The organism is Lutibacter aestuarii (assembly GCF_042676885.1).
Classification (GTDB): Bacteria; Bacteroidota; Bacteroidia; order Flavobacteriales; family Flavobacteriaceae; genus Lutibacter; species Lutibacter aestuarii.
This window is the reverse complement of sequence record NZ_JBHTIC010000002.1, coordinates 400209-416493: the sequence shown is the minus strand read 5'-3', so window position 1 is coordinate 416493 and position 16285 is coordinate 400209. Positions and strand designations below refer to the sequence as shown.

Below are 16285 nucleotides of genomic sequence, written 5' to 3'. Positions count from 1 at the left end.
ATGATTAAAAAAGGAAGTAAACTTTACAGTATTTTATTTAATAAATGTCCTCAATGTCACGAAGGAGATTTTATGAATGAAAAAAATATGTTCAAACTTCATAAAGCATTTAAAATGAATGAAAAATGTGCTCATTGTGGTTTAAAATATATGATGGAACCTTCATTTTTTTATGGCGCAATGTATGTAAATTATGCTTTAACGGTAGGACTTGCAATTATTACATTTGTTATTGCTACTTTGTTTTTTGATATGACAATGTTAGAAAGTTTCTTCCCTATAGTTGTTGTTTTAATTTTAACGATACCAATTACAATTAGATTATCTAGAATTATTTGGATAAATATATTTGTAAAATACAAACCAAATTCTACCAAACTAAACACTAGTAAAACCTAGAAATATCAATTTCTGTAGACAACTTAATATCATATTCTAAATAATTATAAAGTGCTTTGGCGGTAATTGGAGCAATCATAACTCCTCTTGTTCCTAACCCATTTAGAATAGCTAAATTTTTATATTTTGGATGTTTTCCTACCAAAGGTCTTCTGTCTTTTATCGTTGGCCTAATCCCTGCAATATGCTCAACAATTTGATAAGGAACGGTTATAAAAGAATCTAATTTAGTTATCAATTCTTGTTTGCCTTCCTCCGTTGGATTTTTTGTTTTATCCTTCCAATTAAATGTCGCTCCTACTTTATAGTAGTTATTTCCTAAAGGCATTACAAAAACTGCTGCTTTAATTAAAAAATCTATTGTTAACTCAGGCGCATGTATAATTATTAATTCTCCTTTAGCTTCTTGCATTGGCAAATAATTAAAAAAAGGATTTTTTTGGAGTCCAAAACCTTCACAAAAAACAATTTTTGAAGCTTTTATCTCTTTATATACTACTTCATTATTTGCTATCTCAAGATTAGAATAAATAAAGCTTTCACCTTTAAGTTTATTTTGATTGTTTAAATAAGTTCTATAGTCTTTTAATAATTCTTTTGTATCTATCCTACCTGTATTGGTCAATTTACCAAAACCAGCATTTGAAAGCACTCCTTTAAACTTTTTATGAATAATTTTAGAGCTCATATAATTAGATAAAGAAGGTTTATCGGCGGCTATAAACCAATTATTTTGCTCTTCAATAGATTTAAATATTCTGTAAATATCAACTTTATAATCATATTTTTTTTGAAATTTGATTTCGAGCTCATTATAAAAAGGTAACGCTATTTTTAGTTGATCTTCGGCTTCCCAAACGGGTGTAAATCTTTTTAAAATTACTGGATTGTACATGCCACCAGCTACTTTAGATGAATTTTGAGAATCATCTTCAAAAACTATAAAAGATTTATTTTCTTCTTCTAACTTTTTCGTAAAAGCTAAACCAGCTAAACCTAAACCAACAATTAAATAATCTACTTGCATATCACAAAATTAGTATAAAACAAAAAACTCTTGTAGTTGTTGTTACAAGAGTTTTTCGTTATTTATTGCTTTTAAAAGTTAATAGTTCCACATATCCAATTCTTTATTTCTAATTTCATCTTTAATTTTATTAGATTCTAGCACTTGGAAAAGTGCGTTTCCTTTTACATAATTAGAAACTTCTCTATCGCCATAAATATTTTCTTCTTTATAGATAATAGAACTAAACCTTCTTGCATTAAGTATATGATCAAAAGAAATAGGATAAGCTGAATTTTTTTGGTTAAACACTTTCATTTTATGAAGAACATTTCGTGCATCTGGGAACCAAACCCAAAATAATGCAAGCTGTTCAGAAATATCGATATCTTCTCTCCCCATAATTTGAACATCTGGAGCAACAGGAGCTATGGCTAATAAACGAAATTTTAATTCTCCTTGACGCTTATCAAAATACCACAAGCCTTTAATTTTAAACCCTTCAATATCTTGAGAAGTCAAATTAACCTTATCTATATATTCATCAATATTTGTGCTTCCTGCATTTAATTCGTCAAACCCAGCATCGGTGGTATCTATTCTAAAAAGTTTACTGTTTATTTCAGCTTTGGTCATTTTTGCTGTAAAATATGAATCATCGTAAACTTCTGTTATTTCATCATTTTTAATACCACGCAATAAAGTATCGAATAAGGAACGTCTATCTTTAGAAACGTTTGTAGTATCTACTGGGTAATACATTGGTAAATTAATACGCTCATTTAAATCAATATATTCCCAAACTACTTTAGACCAAAGAATATCTCTATCATCAACATAACCATATTCTAATGGTTTATCATTATCAGTAGCTAATTGTTCCGCAGTTTTTTTACCAATATCAGAAGGTTTTTTAGCATTCAATAAATTTGACTGAGCAAACATGTTGTTTACCAGCATAAATCCTAAAATTAAAATTCCAATATTTCTTTTATTCATCATAATTAATTTTCCATTTATTGAATCTCAATACTAACTGCAGAAGCATTTTTAATTTTATATGAACTGTTACCTACTAACGATGATTTGATATCAAATATTATAACAACTTCACCTCTTTTAGCTTTTGCAATAGCCTTTTTTGCTTGAGAATTCATTCTACTACCACTAACCACAACGGCTGATTGCCCTGGAACTTTAATAGTAAAACCTGTTGTATTTAAAGTTAAATCAAAATCAAAATCAGGCAAAGCTGCTCCTACTGTAGCATTTTCTAAACTTGTTTTTGGCATTTTTACATAACCTTCTTGTTTTCTAATCGTTCCAACTGGAGAAGGAATATCTTTAATTCTAAAATTTTGAGAAGAACTCACGGTTTGACCATTTGGCAATTTTCCAGATACTCTAATGGTTACTTCTCTCCCTGAACTAGGAGTCATAACATATTTTCCAGATCCACTAGCTCTGTTTAAACCTGTTCCTGTAGCAGTTACTAAATTGTCAGGAATTCCAGGAATGGAAATAGTCATAGGGTTTGGCACGCCCCTATAAACTACATTCATTTTATCCGCTGAAATAACTGCGCTATTTGGTTTAGGAATCACCGCGTAGGAACTATTAATTTCAATTTCTACAGGCTCACCATTTTCCATAAAAACGAATTTTCCTTTTACTTCTCTTTCTCCCACCGAGCCAGCAGGGAAATCTAAAATTGCTCCTCCATCTTCAATTTTTGTAATATTTTGTCCGTTAACAACTACTTCCGATGGTTTTAAAGAAGAATCATATCTACCTAAAACAACTTTGCCTTTAAAGTTTTCACCTTGAAAAAATGCAGATTTTTCTGGAATTAAAATTGTTTTGTAGTTAGACATAGAAACATCGCTTTCTAACTGACCTCCTAAAAGAGTTCCATAAATTTCAGATTGAGTTGTTTTAATATCCATTTGCATTGATGTTAAATTGGTAATAGTTGATATTAAAGGAAAGCCTTCATATCTATTATTTAACCAAGGCTGTGTACCAACTCCTTTTTTTTGATCTGAAGTATCAAATCGTTTATTAATTACTGCAATTAGTGGATGATCTTCTCCTAAAAGTTCTTTTATAAGGTTTACAATTTCAGTTTTATAGTTTGAAATTTTATCTACAAATTCCTGCCCTTCTTGGGTAAGTTTATCATTTGCAAAAAAGTGTTCGTCAACTAGATTTGATTGATCCATTGCTTCATAATCCTTTGGATCTTCTTGTTCTGTTAAAAAAAATTCTTTTTTTGCTTCTAAATATGCTGTAAAATCTTTGGATAGTTGATCTACGTTACTTGCAGTTGAATATAAATTTGCATATTTTTCTGGCTGTTCTTGTGCCTTTGTTGCTAAATTGCTTAGTGTTTGTTTATTTTTTTCTGTTGCTGTTGAATTATTTTCAACTAGCTTTTCATTCATAAAACCAAATGCAGATAATACTTCCTTTGACATGTTCATTGCTAACATAGCAATGAAAACTAAGTACATTAAGTTAATCATTTTCTGCCTTGGTGATAATTTACCTGAAGCCATTCTAATTAGTTTTTTTGGTTAATAATTTAGTTACAAATAACTAATTAGTTTTTAACTGACATTGCAGATAACATTCCTCCATAAACTCCATTTAATGAAGATAAATTGGTTGCAAGCGATTCCATTTGCTCCTTCAATTTCCCTGCATTTTCTGCCACTTGTTCATTAATTTCAGCTTGTTTGCTTGTACTTTCTAACTGTACTTTGTATAAACTGTTTAAAGATTCCATTTGAGCCGCAGCTAATGATAATTGTTCACTATATTTATTAGTTGCTGCAATTGAATCAACTGCTGGTGCAATATTCTCTGCTGCACCTTTAAAGTTTTGAATACTTTCTCCTAAGCTTTTCATAAGGTTTGCATCTAATTTTGCATCTCTTAACATATCATCTAGTTTTTGTGATAATAGGCTTTGAGTTTCTTTAGCCTCTGCAGCATCTCTATCTCTTCTATTCCCATTTGCTAACTCAGGATACACTAACGACCAATCTAAATCTTCTTCAACTGGTTCAAAAGCTGAAATTGCAAAAATTATTGCTTCTGTAATTAATCCAATAGCTAACATTACACCACCTGTTAAAGGACCAATGCTATAGTGGGTAAGTTTAAAAAGCGCTCCAATAATAACAATTGAAGCTCCAAGGCCATAGGCCATGTTAAAGATTTTTTTAGTTGATTTTGATTGTGCCATAATTAAAGTTTTAAAATTTTAGTATTTAAGGTTGATTTTTAGTTTCCTTTGATGTCGGTACCCAAAAAGTCTTGTACCGTTCTAAATCCTATATAACTTCGAGCAGAATCTGAATATTCATAGTCACGCGTGCTTACTTCTAAAAAATAAGCTACATCTTTCCAAGAACCTCCTCTAATTATTTTTCTATGATTTTTTGAGTCCAATACATTTGGATTCATTGTTGAACTCAAATAATAGGTTTCTTCATTGTAAGCAGTATTTGTCCATTCGGACACATTTCCTGCCATATTATACAATCCAAAATCATTAGGGAAATATGATTTTGCTTCCATTGTATATAATGCCCCATCTACAGCATAATTACCTCTCGTTGGTTTGAAGTTTGCTAAAAAGCAGCCTCTATCACTTGTAGTATAAGGACCTCCCCAAGGGTATGTTGCATTTTCGAGTCCGCCTCTAGCGGCATATTCCCATTCTGCTTCGGATGCTAATCTAAATTGAGGGACTGTTGTTGATTTTCTTTTGGTATTCAGAAAATCATTTTTCTTTTTTGTTCTCCATCTACAAAAAGCCTTTGCTTGAATCCAAGAAATACCCACAACTGGGTAATCGTTATAGGCTTCGTGATAAAAGTAGTCTTGATGCATTGGATCGTTATAAGAATAATTAAAGTCTCTCACCCAAACAGTAGTATCTGGGTATACTCTTACAGTTTCTTGTTTAATAAAATCTCTTCTCTGTCCTTCGTTCTTTGCAGCAGCCTCTTGATCTAAATAATAATATTTAAACTTCAATTTATCCACATTCACCATTCTTCTTCCTTCAAAGCTATCTTCAATAGGTATAAAAATTGAATCAACCATTACTTCAGCATATTGAATACTTGGAAATTGATTTTTATCCCAAATAATCTCTTCTTCCCAATTTAACATCTTCCCCTGTGTTGGTGAATTAGGATCTCCATCAATACTTCCATAGGCTTCCATCATATATTGTTGGTAAGGAGTCATATCAGTTTCTTCAACGTTTAAAAATTTATAATCTTCTAAACCTTCTTCTCCTAATAATTCGGCATATAAAGCTAATTCCGTTCTAACTATAGAATCTCTAACCCAAAAAACAAATTCTTTGTATTCACTATTAGTAATTTCTGTTTCGTCCATATAAAATGGTCTAACAGTTACAGTACGCGTTGGAGAATTTAATGAACCGGCAATATCTTCACTTTGTTTACCCATTGTAAAAGAACCTCCAGGTATTAAAGTCATACCTAATGGTTTTTCAGATTGCCATTTACTTTTAGACTTTACGCCTACTAACTCACCTTGATCATTTGATCTACAACTATAAACTATTAATGCTAGTAAAATATACAATGATATTTTCTTCATATTTATTTTCTTAATCAACAAAGACAAACCTATTACTAATTATCTTAAAAAGCAAAAAATGTATTTTTCATAATTTGACACATTTTATTGCACCATTTTTTTCAATGTTTTATACCACCTATCAGGTATTTCTTGATTGCTTGCACAAACATAATCTTGATAAGTACATGGTATTAACGAATGTCTTTTAAATTTATTATTATCATTTAAACTAATTTCCATCCACCAACGCCCACTTTTATTACTTTTATGAAAATTTAAAACTTCATTTTCAATAGGAACTATATATTTTTGATAATTATCTTTGAGTCCAAAAGGATAATCGTTGGCTCTATAGTTAACTCCTTCAATAAAATACCAAATCATTTGAGCAATTAATTGAGCTGTTTGATTTTTGACGTCTAATTTAGAATTAAATTCATAAATTCCAAAAGAAGAAACCTTATCACTAATACCTGCATAACGTGCTATTGCACAGATTTCAGCTCCTGTAAAGCCATTTGGTGAAGCGTTATTATTTCCAGACGCATCAGAATTTCTAACTGCTGATAAATCAATACTAACAATATCGGCATCTCTCATTGCTGGTTCAACAATTTGTATTGAGTTTACAACTTCTCCTAACCTATATGTTTCAAAAAATAAATTATCAAGTAAGTCTATTTCTTCTTGTGAATTAAAATAGGTTTGATAACCTATATTGCAGTAGTTGAATAAATTATTTGGCTGATTCATCACAATTTTACTTAAAAAAGTTTGTGAATTTAAATCTTCTTCTATTAAACCTAAATCAAATTTACTATCTACAGTTACAATATTTACCGTTTGTTCTAGCTTATCGTAAGCTCTATAATTTGCATATGTTAAATCCTGTCCACCTCCAATTATAATAGGTATTATTTTATTTTTTAATAAATACGTGATAATTTCATTAAGCGCAAAGTAAGTGTCTTCAATTGTATTTCCTTTTGATATATTCCCTAAATCTGCAATATTAACTGGCCAATTTCCAGGGTATAATTTGTACAACTCCTTTCTAATTTCTTCTAATTTAAGGCCTGTATCATAATTTCCTACAGCTGCACGCCCTTCCTCTACACCAACAAGTGCCATTTTCTTATTTGATAAATCAGGGAAATTACCTTTAGCAGTGTAAACTTCAATACACTGACCAAGAGAAGAGTTAGCCTGCAATTTAGCATGTACTAACAAACTATCATCTAAAGGTTTTAGAAAGTCAAAATTCATTATTGGGGGTTTGGTTGGCTTTTTAGAATTTTAAGCGCAATATAATAAATTTTTTATTTTTTAGTCACTTTACGTTTAGTTGTTTTCTTTTTAGGAGCATTTTTTTCAATAATCTCTTTTACCTCGTTTAAAGTTAATTTAGAAGCATCAACCGTTTTTGCTAGTTCAATTTTAGTTTTTCCTTTGATAATATTAGATCTTCCCCAGCGTGCTTTTTCAACTCTAATTCCTTCATCTTCCCAGTTATGAATAATTTTATCTATTTCTTTTTGCTTTTTATCTTCAATTAATTCAACAATATCTGCTTGTGATAAAGTATCAAAATCGTATTTTTTATTTACATTGATAAAAATATTATTCCATTTAATAAATGGACCAAAACGACCCACACCTTTTTGTACTGGTAAATTTTCATACTCAGCAATAGGGGCATCTGCTTTTTGTTTCTCTTTTATCAATTCAATGGCTCTGTTGATATCAACCGACATTGGATTTTCACCTCTTGGGATTGAGACATACATTTTATGAAATTTAATATAAGGTCCAAATCGACCATTAGCAACAATAACGTCTTCACCTTCAAATCCACCAATTTTTTTAGGAAGTTTAAATAGATCCATTGCTTCTTCATACGTTATAGATGTTAATGTTTGGTCACCTTGTAAACTTGCAAATCTAGGTTTTTCTTCATCGGTAACTTCTCCTATTTGTACCATTGCTCCAAACCTTCCTAAGCGAGCATATACATTTTTACCACTTTCGGGGTCAACTCCTAACAAACGTTCTCCTTTGGCTCTATCCGCATTTTCAGCAACATCTTCAACCGTAGGGTGGAATTTTTTATAAAACTCTTTAATCATAGCAATCCAATCTTCCTTCCCTTCAGCAATATCATCAAATTCAGATTCTACTTTTGCGGTAAAACCAAAGTCTAAAATATTTGAAAAATTTTCTACTAAAAAGTCATTTACAATATTACCAATATCTGTAGGAATCAATTTTCCTTTATCAGAACCTACTTTTTCGGTTAAAATTTTAGTAGCTATTTCATTCCCTTTTAATTTTAATTGAGTATAATTTCTATCTTCACCTTCTACAGTACCTTTTGCTATGTACTCTCTTTTTTGAATTGTAGAAATTGTTGGTGCGTATGTAGAAGGGCGCCCAATACCTAGTTCTTCTAATCTTTTCACTAATGAGGCTTCTGTAAAACGATATGGTGCTTTCGTGTAACGTTCTGTTGCTGTTATATTTTTATTTGATAAAAGCTCACCTTTTACCAACGTTGGAAGCATTCCTGCTTGCTCTTCATCTTCATTATCAGTACCTTCTAAATATACTTTTAAAAACCCTTCAAATTTGATCATTTCTCCATTAGCCGTCAATACTTTTTTATTGTGGTTATTGGCAATTTTAACATTAGTTCTTTCTAATTGCGCTTCACTCATTTGAGAGGCTATGGTTCTTTTCCAAATTAAATCGTACAATCTATCTTGATCATAGTCAACAGATATTGAACTCAAACTCATATCTGTAGGTCTAATTGCCTCATGGGCTTCTTGTGCTCCTTTAGATTTTGTACTAAAATTTCTTGGTTTACTATACGCCTCTCCATAAGAAGAAATAATTTCTTGCTGAGCATCATTCTTTGCGTCATTAGATAAGTTTACACTATCTGTTCTCATATAGGTAATTAACCCTGCTTCATACAAACGTTGTGCAATCATCATTGTTTTTGCAACCGGAAAATATAATTTTCTCGAAGCTTCTTGCTGTAAAGTAGAAGTTGTAAATGGAGGCGCTGGAGATTTTTTAGCAGGCTTCTTTTGCAAGTCATCCACTTTAAAATCTGCTCCAATACAAGATTCTAAAAATGCTGCTGCCTTTTCTTTAGTTTCGAAATTTTTTGGCAAATTGGCTTTAAACTTCTTACCTTCAGAAGTAATAAATTGTGCAACAACTTTATAAGATGCTTCAGGCTTAAAACTCATTATTTCACGCTCACGCTCAACAATTAAACGCACCGCTACCGATTGAACTCGTCCTGCTGATAGGCCACCTTTAACCTTTCGCCATAAAACTGGAGATAACTCGTAACCAACCAAGCGGTCTAAAACCCTACGAGCTTGCTGGGCATTTACTAAATTATAATCAATATTACGCGGTGTTTCAACAGCTTTTAATATTGCTTTTTTAGTAATTTCATGAAAAACAATACGCTTCGTATTTTCTTCCTTCAATTTTAGTTGTTCAAATAAATGCCACGCAATTGCCTCTCCTTCACGATCCTCATCCGATGCTAACCAAACCGTATCGGCTTTTTTTGCTAAACTTTTTAATTTTTTAACAACTGGTTTTTTATCTGAAGACACTGAGTACTTCGGCATAAAATCACCTTCAACATCAATTCCTAATTCTTTAGAGGGTAGATCAGCAATATGCCCAAAACTTGATTCAACTTGAAAATCCTTCCCTAAAAATTTCTCAATTGTTTTTGCTTTTGCTGGTGACTCTACTATTACTAAATTTTTCGCCATAAATCATTCCTTTTTTCATACAAAACACCTTATATATATTTCGGTGCTTTTGGTTTGCAAATGTATATAAGATTTTTAATACTTATCAAAAACTATTTGCTAAAAATAAAAAAAACAGGCTTTAAAGCCTGTTTTTACTGAAAAAACTATTTTTAATTTAAATGATATTCACTCAATAAATTAAGTCCATTATCTGAATAATTATATTGAAACAATGTATTATTACCTATTAACAGTAACTTATTTTGCATTGGAATTACATCAAAAGCAGTAATATTTTTAAAAGTGTTTAGTAATTCTAAATCTTCAATTTTTGTTTTATTATATACTTTTAAACCAGAAGTTCCATCACAAATAAAAAGCAAATTATTTTTAATTCCCAAACCATAAGGGTTATCCATTGGATACGATTTTACAAGTTCTAAATTGTACACATCGGAAATATCAACTATTTCTAAACTACTTTCAAAAGCACCACAAAAATTACCCGCTCTTAAAGTTATGTAAGCAAAATTATCATCTACTACAACTGGATCACAAGCTGTTCCGTGTTGAAATTCTGAAATAAATATTGGGTTCTCAGGAGTTTCAATATCGTAAATATACATACCACTCATACTACCTAAAAAAAGTAAATTATCTTTATTAAAAATGGTTTCAATATCAAACCCAGCATGCACTTCTTGCAACTCTCTAGGTGCTACTAAATTAGTAATATCAAAAATATTAATATTATGGCTGTCTACTGCGTATAAATAATCATTAACAATTTTAAAGCGTGCTAAAGAACCTCCTTGCCCAGTAGATTCTGCAGAAGCAAGAGTCATAAAATCATTAAAAACAACACCTCCAGTGTTATAATTTCTTTCATCGTCTATTCTTCGTTGCTCTTGAGTGATTTTCCAGCCAACGATTATGTCGCCAGCCTGATTTCCATTTTCTCCATAATCAACAACTAGGTTCTCTATAAATGGCATTGGAATATAACTAGGAAATACATCTTTTAAACGTGCAACTTCTTTAATATTATTAATGTCTGAAATATCAAAAACCAACAAATCCATTAAACTATCTGCGTATAAATAATTGCCTTTAATCTCCATATCTTTTGTTGCCTTTATTTTTATAAAAGCAATTTTAACTGGAGATACAGGATTCGAATTATCAATAATATGAATTCCTTTGTCAATATCATTCACCAACACTAAATTATTGTATGCGTAAATTTTACCAGATTCAATAATTGGAACTGGTGCAACAATCTCTACCGATGCTCTAAATACTTGGAGAGACATAAATTCGGCTTTTGCAACATTTACAGTTTCAAACTCATCATTATTATTACAGGAAATCATAAAAGTAAATATAACAGCAAATAAAAAAAGAATTTTAGTTTTCATATAAGTTTGTGTTTATGGTTTTTATTTTTATAGTATATATTACTAATACGTTAAAACTTATTAAAACGCTACAGTACTTTATATTATTTAATTCTTAAACAATTAATAAAATTTAAAATCACTATAATCAATTAGAGATAGAAACCTTTTTAACGACTTGTTAAATTTCTGCCAATTTGTCACATTTTTAAAATATTGGTTATATCTTTGCGCTTTAATATTTAAAGATAATGGGTAGCGAAAAAGTTATAGAAGAAAAAAAGCAAGGGCAAGCACTTTTAACAGAACAAATTGATGGCAATTCAAAAAAACTTTATATAGAAAGTTATGGTTGTCAAATGAATTTAAATGATAGTGAAATTGTTGCTTCAATACTTTCAAAAGAGGGTTTTAATACCACTCATGTTATGGAAGAAGCAGATTTAGTGTTAGTTAATACCTGTTCTATTAGAGAAAAAGCAGAACAAACCGTTAGAAAAAGGCTGGAAAAATACAATGCTGTAAAAAAAATTAACCCTACGATGAAAGTTGGAGTTTTGGGGTGTATGGCTGAACGCTTAAAAGCAAAATTTTTAGAAGAAGAAAAAATTGTAGATTTGGTAGTTGGTCCAGATGCTTATAGAGATTTACCTAATTTATTAGAAGAAGTTAATGCAGGTAGAGATGCTGTAAATGTTATTTTATCTAAAGAAGAAACCTATGCCGATGTATCTCCAGTAAGGCTTAACAGTAATGGTGTATCTGCTTTTGTATCTATTACTAGGGGTTGCGACAATATGTGTACATTTTGTGTTGTTCCTTTTACACGAGGACGTGAAAGAAGCCGTGATCCAAAAAGCATTTTGGAAGAAATAAATGAACTAGTTTCAAAAAACTATAAAGAAATTACACTTTTAGGTCAAAATGTAGATAGTTATTTATGGTACGGTGGTGGCTTAAAAAAAGATTTTAAAAATGCCTCTGATATTGCAAAAGCAACTGCCGTTGATTTTGCACAACTATTAGATTTAGCTGCAACAAAATTTCCAAAAATCCGTTTTCGTTTTTCTACCTCTAACCCTCAAGATATGAGTTTAGATGTAATTCACACTATGTCTAAACACCCTAATATTTGTAAGTACATTCACCTACCTGTCCAATCAGGAAGCACCACAGTTTTACAAAGAATGAATCGTCAACACACTCGTGAAGAATATATAGAATTAATAGACAATATCAGAAGAATTTTACCTGATTGTGCTTTATCACAAGATATGATTGCAGGATTTTGTGGCGAAACAGAAGAAGAACATAAAGACACCTTAAGTTTAATGGAGTATGTTAAATACGACTTTGGTTTTATGTTTGCTTACTCTGAAAGACCAGGAACACCAGCCGCAAAAAAAATGCCAGATGATGTACCAAACGATGTAAAGAAAAGAAGACTTAACGAAATTATTCAGCTGCAACAACAACATGGGTTGTACCGTATGGAACAATTTATAGGCAAAACTGTTGAAGTTTTAATTGAGGGTTCTTCTAAAAAATCTGACGCACACTGGAAAGGAAGAAACTCTCAAAATGCAGTAGTTGTATTCCCAAAAGGGACTGAAAAAGTTGGAGATTTTGTACAAGTTTATATTGAAAATTGCACCTCAGCTACACTTATAGGTAAAAAAGTTTAAAAATGGAATCGTTACAAATAGTAAAACAACGTTTTGGAATTATTGGAAATGACCTACATCTAAATCGTGCACTAGAAAAAGCGATTAGAGTAGCACCAACAGATATTTCTGTATTGGTAACTGGAGAAAGTGGCGTTGGTAAAGAAAGTATTCCTAAAATAATTCATAATTTATCACACAGAAAACACTCTAAATATATTGCTGTTAATTGTGGCGCTATACCTGAAGGAACTATAGACAGTGAACTTTTTGGACATGAAAAAGGTTCTTTTACAGGAGCTACACAAACTAGAAAAGGTTATTTTGAAGTTGCCGATGGCGGAACTATTTTTTTAGATGAAGTTGGAGAACTTCCTTTAACAACTCAGGTTAGATTGCTTAGAGTTTTAGAAAATGGTGAATTTATAAAAGTTGGGTCATCACAAGTGCAAAAAACCAATGTTCGTATAGTTGCTGCAACCAATATTAACATGCAAAGTGCTATTAGTAAAGGGAAATTTAGAGAAGACTTGTATTATAGATTAAGTACAATTGAAATAAATTTACCTCCTTTAAGAGAACGATTAGGAGATATTCATTTACTATTTAGAAAATTTGCTTCAGATTTTGCTCAAAAATATAAAATGCCTACAATTAGACTTTCAGACAAAGCTATCAAAGTACTTGAAAACTATGGCTTCCCTGGAAATATTCGTCAATTACGCAATATTGCTGAACAAATTTCTGTGGTAGAAGAAAACAGAGAAATTTCTGCCGAAAGATTACTGATGTACCTACCTAGTAAAGGCACCAATTTACCTTCGGTTATTGACCATAAAAAATCAAACAGTGATTTTGGTTCAGAAAGAGAAATTATGTATAAAATTTTGTTTGATATGCGTAACGATATCAATGATTTAAAAAAATTAACGCTCGATTTAATGCGAAGTGGTAACAGCGTTAAAGTACAGGAAGATAATAAAAATCTTATTGAAAAAATTTATAAAGAAGATAAAAATATTTTAGATTTAGAACAGGAAAACAACGTAGAAGTTGTAAGAATTAATGACTCATTTGACAAAGAAAACGATTATGAATTTGCTGAAACTATTGACGCTGATGAAAGCTTATCTATTCAAGAAAAAGAAATTGAATTGATAAAAAAATCATTAGAACGCAATAATGGCAAACGTAAATTAGCTGCCAAAGAGTTAGGTATTTCTGAAAGAACTCTATATAGAAAAATAAAACAATACGATTTATAGTTTAAATAAGTAACTTTGAATTTATTTTATAAAAAAAATAAAAATATTTTAATGAAAAAATTAAGTATTATCATTTCATTTCTTGTTTTATTAACCACGCAAAGCTGTGGGTTTTATTCATTTAACAGTATTAGCCTAAGTTCTGGAGAAAAAACTGTTCAAATAGATTATTTTCCAAATAATGCTATTTTAGTAGAGCCAAGTTTAAGTCAAACATTTACTCAAAAATTTAGAGACTTATTTGATACTCAAACTAATTTAACATCGGTAAATTCTGGTGGAGACCTTCAATTTGAAGGTGAAATTACTGGATACAAAATAAACCCAATGACTGCTACTGCACAACAAACAGCAGCACAAAACAGGCTAACCATTACTGTAAATGTTCGTTTTTATAACAATAAAAAAGAAGAAGATAATTTTGAACGTTCTTTTTCACATTATTATGATTATGATGCAAATGCACAATTAATTGGAGGACTTTTAGATGATGCTTTTAATGAAATTATTGAACGTATTACACAAGATATTTTTAACGCATCGGTAGCTAAGTGGTAAGATGAATAATTCAGATTTTACATATTTATTACAAAATCCTGAAAGTATTGATAATCAACAAACAACTATGTTAACTGAAATTTTAAATGAATTTCCCTATTTTCAAGCTGCAAGAACTATTCAATTAAAAGGATTTCATAAAAATAACGATTTCAAATATAATAAAGCCTTAAAAATAACAGCTGCATATATTGTTGATAGAAAAGTACTTTTTGATTTTATAACATCATTTTCATTTAATAATATTTCTTCAAAAAACTACCAAGTTTTAGAAGAAATTGAAGTTATTGAACCAAAAACTGTTGAAATACTTCATAAAAAATTAGTTGATAAATTCAGTTTTACTACTAAAAAAACAACCGAAACTAAAGCAACTAAAATTTTAGAAATAGGAAAACCTATTTCGTTTAAAAGTAGTGAACCTCATTCTTTTAATGAATGGATGCAATTAATTTCTAAAAACCCTATTTTAAGAGAGAAAAGCAAACCTGAAAATTCACCAAATGATCATCCTAAATTTAAACTCATTGATCAATTTATTGAAACAAACCCAAAGATAAAACCTATTGATAAGAATATTCCTAATAAGGACATTTCATTAGAAAGTTTATCAGAAGATAAAAGCATAATGACTGAAACTTTAGCTAAAGTTTATCTTGAACAAAAAAAATATGAAAATGCAATTAAAGCTTACCGCATTTTAATTTTGAAATATCCAGAAAAAAGTGGTTTCTTTGCAGACCGAATTAAAGCAATTAAAATTTTACAAAAAAATAAATCATGACAACGTATACAATATTTTTAGTTCTGATTATGATAGTAGCATTCTTGCTAATATTAATTATAATGGTACAAAACCCAAAAGGTGGTGGATTATCTTCTTCATTTGGAGGTGGTGGAACACAATCTTTAGGAGGTGTCCAAAACACAACCAGTTTTTTAGACAAAAGTACTTGGACTCTTTCAATAATTTTATTAGCACTAATATTAGTTTCTAACTTTGCAGCCCCTAAAGTAAACGCAGTTGATACTAGTTCAGAAATTGAAAATACCCTTGAAAATCGTGAAGTACAAGATGCTCCACAACCTGCAACAACTACGTTGCCAGATTCAGTTCAATAAATTTTGATAAAATAAAATATAAAAATGCCAATGTAAATGACACGTTGGCATTTTTTTTATAAGTAAATCCATTAAAAAGCACATTTGTCAGTTTTAATAAAATGGCACACTTTTGGAAACTTTAATTCACAGAATTAATAATTTTTAAACTAATTACAAAATGAGTAAAATTAATATTAAACCATTAGCAGATAGAGTTTTAGTTGAACCTCTTCCAGCTGAAACTACTACAGCATCAGGATTAATCATCCCAGATTCAGCCAAAGAAAAACAACAAAAAGGAACTGTTTTAGCAGTTGGAAAAGGTACTAAAGATGAGCCTATGACTGTTAATGTTGGTGACACTGTTTTATATGGTAAATACGCTGGAACAGAACTTGTTTTAGAAGGTAAAGAATATTTAATAATGAGAGAAAGCGACATTTTAGCAATTGTTTAATTCATAAAAATTAAAAAATATAAA

At 30.3% G+C, this 16285-nt stretch carries 15 protein-coding genes; 7 read left to right on the top strand and 8 right to left on the bottom strand.

Annotated elements, in window-relative coordinates; translation table 11 throughout:
- Positions 1 to 399, top strand: a complete 399-nt coding sequence (locus ACFQZW_RS01860; protein WP_386781369.1) for a DUF983 domain-containing protein — start codon at positions 1 to 3, stop codon at positions 397 to 399.
- Here ACFQZW_RS01860 and ACFQZW_RS01855 read toward each other — a convergent pair.
- The 8 genes from ACFQZW_RS01855 to ACFQZW_RS01820 form a co-directional block, all read right to left on the bottom strand.
- Positions 386 to 1426, bottom strand: coding sequence for an NAD(P)/FAD-dependent oxidoreductase (locus ACFQZW_RS01855; protein WP_386781368.1), 1041 nt, complete (start codon positions 1424 to 1426; stop codon positions 386 to 388). The two genes, ACFQZW_RS01860 and ACFQZW_RS01855, sit on opposite strands and share 14 nt — an antisense overlap.
- 78 nt (positions 1427 to 1504) lie before the next feature.
- Positions 1505 to 2407 (bottom strand): type IX secretion system ring subunit PorN/GldN, encoded by a 903-nt coding sequence (porN, locus tag ACFQZW_RS01850; RefSeq protein WP_386781367.1) that lies wholly within the window; start codon positions 2405 to 2407, stop codon positions 1505 to 1507.
- 14 nt (positions 2408 to 2421) lie between these two features.
- On the bottom strand, positions 2422 to 3963 hold the full coding sequence (gene porM / locus ACFQZW_RS01845) for a type IX secretion system motor protein PorM/GldM (protein ID WP_298263543.1): 1542 nt from the start codon (positions 3961 to 3963) through the stop codon (positions 2422 to 2424).
- A gap of 44 nt (positions 3964 to 4007) precedes the next feature.
- On the bottom strand, positions 4008 to 4655 hold the full coding sequence (gene porL / locus ACFQZW_RS01840) for a type IX secretion system motor protein PorL/GldL (protein ID WP_298263544.1): 648 nt from the start codon (positions 4653 to 4655) through the stop codon (positions 4008 to 4010).
- A gap of 38 nt (positions 4656 to 4693) precedes the next feature.
- Positions 4694 to 6049, bottom strand: coding sequence for a T9SS ring complex lipoprotein PorK/GldK (gene porK / locus ACFQZW_RS01835; protein ID WP_298287291.1), 1356 nt, complete (start codon positions 6047 to 6049; stop codon positions 4694 to 4696).
- An 84-nt stretch (positions 6050 to 6133) separates the two neighbouring features.
- Positions 6134 to 7297, bottom strand: coding sequence for a formimidoylglutamase (locus ACFQZW_RS01830; RefSeq protein ID WP_372800774.1), 1164 nt, complete (start codon positions 7295 to 7297; stop codon positions 6134 to 6136).
- Positions 7298 to 7350: 53 nt separating this feature from the next.
- Positions 7351 to 9834, bottom strand: coding sequence for a type I DNA topoisomerase (topA, locus tag ACFQZW_RS01825; protein ID WP_386781366.1), 2484 nt, complete (start codon positions 9832 to 9834; stop codon positions 7351 to 7353).
- Between the two features lie 152 nt (positions 9835 to 9986).
- Positions 9987 to 11234, bottom strand: coding sequence for an LVIVD repeat-containing protein (locus ACFQZW_RS01820; protein WP_386781365.1), 1248 nt, complete (start codon positions 11232 to 11234; stop codon positions 9987 to 9989).
- Between the two features lie 230 nt (positions 11235 to 11464).
- On the opposite strand from ACFQZW_RS01820, the gene miaB reads away from it, so the two are divergent.
- The 6 genes from miaB to ACFQZW_RS01790 all read left to right on the top strand — a co-directional run bounded on the left by miaB (position 11465) and on the right by ACFQZW_RS01790 (position 16261).
- Entirely contained in the window at positions 11465 to 12898 is a 1434-nt protein-coding gene (gene miaB / locus ACFQZW_RS01815) for a tRNA (N6-isopentenyl adenosine(37)-C2)-methylthiotransferase MiaB (protein ID WP_298263550.1), read from the top strand.
- A 2-nt stretch (positions 12899 to 12900) separates the two neighbouring features.
- A complete protein-coding gene (locus ACFQZW_RS01810) occupies positions 12901 to 14142 on the top strand; it encodes a sigma-54 interaction domain-containing protein (RefSeq protein ID WP_298263552.1) in 1242 nt (413 codons plus the stop codon).
- A 51-nt stretch (positions 14143 to 14193) separates the two neighbouring features.
- Positions 14194 to 14700 carry an LptE family protein gene (locus tag ACFQZW_RS01805; RefSeq protein WP_298263553.1) on the top strand — a complete coding sequence of 169 codons (507 nt, stop codon included), beginning with the start codon at positions 14194 to 14196 and terminating at the stop codon, positions 14698 to 14700.
- A gap of 1 nt (position 14701) precedes the next feature.
- Positions 14702 to 15484, top strand: a complete 783-nt coding sequence (locus ACFQZW_RS01800; protein ID WP_386781364.1) for a tetratricopeptide repeat protein — start codon at positions 14702 to 14704, stop codon at positions 15482 to 15484.
- Positions 15481 to 15822: a preprotein translocase subunit SecG gene (gene secG, locus ACFQZW_RS01795; RefSeq protein ID WP_298263555.1), complete on the top strand. Its 342-nt coding sequence runs from the start codon at positions 15481 to 15483 to the stop codon at positions 15820 to 15822. Before ACFQZW_RS01800 ends, secG begins: the two co-directional genes overlap by 4 nt.
- A 160-nt stretch (positions 15823 to 15982) precedes the next feature.
- Positions 15983 to 16261, top strand: coding sequence for a co-chaperone GroES (locus ACFQZW_RS01790; protein WP_298263557.1), 279 nt, complete (start codon positions 15983 to 15985; stop codon positions 16259 to 16261).
- The last annotated feature ends 24 nt before the right edge of the window (positions 16262 to 16285 follow it).